2 protein-coding genes are annotated in these 1,939 nt (G+C 55.3%); both read left to right on the top strand.

Annotated features, from left to right (window positions below; all coding sequences use genetic code 11):
* The coding region (locus tag AC6T8Q_RS11270; protein WP_500679172.1) for a sigma-54-dependent transcriptional regulator at window positions 1-1,323 on the top strand (1,323 nt) is incomplete at its 5' end.
* Between the two features lie 32 nt (window positions 1,324-1,355).
* Window positions 1,356-1,939: DNA mismatch repair endonuclease MutL (gene mutL / locus AC6T8Q_RS11275; protein WP_500679173.1), on the top strand; the 584-nt coding region annotated here is incomplete at its 3' end.

The raw sequence follows: 1,939 nt of genomic DNA on the forward strand, positions 1-1,939 counted from the left end.
TACCGTTGCACGATCGCCACCAGTGGACCGGAGGGCATTCAGCAAATCGACCAAAACATGTTCCAGGTCGTGGTCAGTGACTTAGTCATGAACGATATCGATGGAATGCAAATCCTGCAGAGGGCGAAAGCCTCGCTGCCCGACTGCGAAGTGGTTTTAGTGACCGGGCATGCAACGGTCTCCAAAGCGGTCGAGGCCATGCAGGAGGGCGCTTTCAATTTCTTGGAGAAGCCGATCACACCCGGCCGGCTCCGCGCGGTCACGGCCAAAGCCATCGAGGCAGTGCACCTTAAGCAGACGAACACGGAACTGCGTCAGCGCTTGGATGAAAAGTTTGGTTTCGAAGGCATTATCTTTTCCAGCCCTAAGATGCATGATGTGATCGGACGAATCAAACGCATCGCTCCGACCGACGCGACCGTGTTAATTACCGGCGAAAGCGGTACGGGTAAAGAGATGATCGCTCAAGCGATTCACCAGAACAGCCCTCGCAAAGCCAAGCGGATGAAGGCGCTTAACGTTCGCGCGGTTTCAGAGCAACTGGTCGAAAGCGAGCTCTTTGGTCACGTAAAAGGTGCGTTCACCGACGCGGCCAGCGATCGCATGGGCGCATTTGAGTACGCCGATGGAGGTACCTTGTTCTTGGACGAAGTTGGCGATATGCCGATGAGCACTCAGATTAAACTGCTACGAGTCCTGGAAGAACATCGAATTACACGCGTCGGTGACAATCGAGCCGTGAAAGTCAATGTGCGTTTGATCAGTGCTACCAACCGACCCCTGGAACAGCTGGTGGAGGAAGGCAGCTTTCGAAACGACCTGTACTATCGACTGAATATCGTCACCGTGCACTTGCCCGCACTGCGCGAGCGCCCGGAAGACATCGTGCCCTTGATGGACCACTTTCGCAAGATCTTCCAGAAGCGTCACAGCAAATCGCAGTGCAGTTTCGCTCCAGCGGTGATGCGGCGATTCTACAGCTATGAATGGCCAGGTAATATTCGGCAGCTGAGGAATTTTGTGGAAACCATGGTCGTTCTCGATACCGATAGCGTGCTGGACTTGAACGACCTGCCGCCCGAACTCAGTCAGGAATCAGATTTGGCCGCCGTGGCCGAACGCGACGCCGCCGTGCCAAGTCTACCGAGCGTCGGTGACTCCGGATTGATCGGTCGATCGATGGACGAAATCGAACGTTGGGCCATCGAAGAGACGCTTAAGATGACCGCTGGCAACCGAGAGGAAGCTGCCAAAGTCCTGAGCATTGGCGCCCGAACGCTTTACCGCAAATTAGACAAGTACAAGCAAGACGATGGTGGCTAACGCTTCGGATGCATTTTTAAGGGAATGGAACAATGCCCACGATTCGGCAACTACCTGCCAGCATCATTAACAAGATTGCCGCTGGCGAAGTCATCGAGCGGCCTGCGAGCGTGGTGAAGGAATTGCTGGAAAACAGCATTGATGCCGGAGCCACTCAGGTCGAACTGTCGATTGAAGGCGGTGGCACTGAAATGATCCGCATCAGCGACAATGGATGCGGCATCGCCGCCGAGCAAATTCCGCTGGCAGTGGCCAGTCATGCCACCAGCAAACTTGAGACTGCCGATGATCTGTTCGACGTACACACCCTCGGTTTTCGAGGTGAAGCATTGGCCTCGATCGCCGAGATCAGCCATCTTACGCTTCGAACACGCGTCGCCGATTCCGACTCAGGCTATGAACTCAACGTGCGTGGCGGCGAATCAACGGCGATCAACCCAGTCGGTTGCTCGGTGGGAACGACATTTGAGGTTCGGCACTTATTTTTCAATACGCCCGTGCGACGCAAGTTCATGCGGACGCCTTCGACCGAAGCGGGGCACATTACGGAAGCCTTCACCAGAATCGCCCTTGCATTCCCGCATGTGCAAATGACCATGACCAGCGGCAACCGGAC

The organism is Bythopirellula sp., from assembly GCF_041737835.1.
Classification (GTDB): Bacteria; Planctomycetota; Planctomycetia; order Pirellulales; family Lacipirellulaceae; genus Bythopirellula.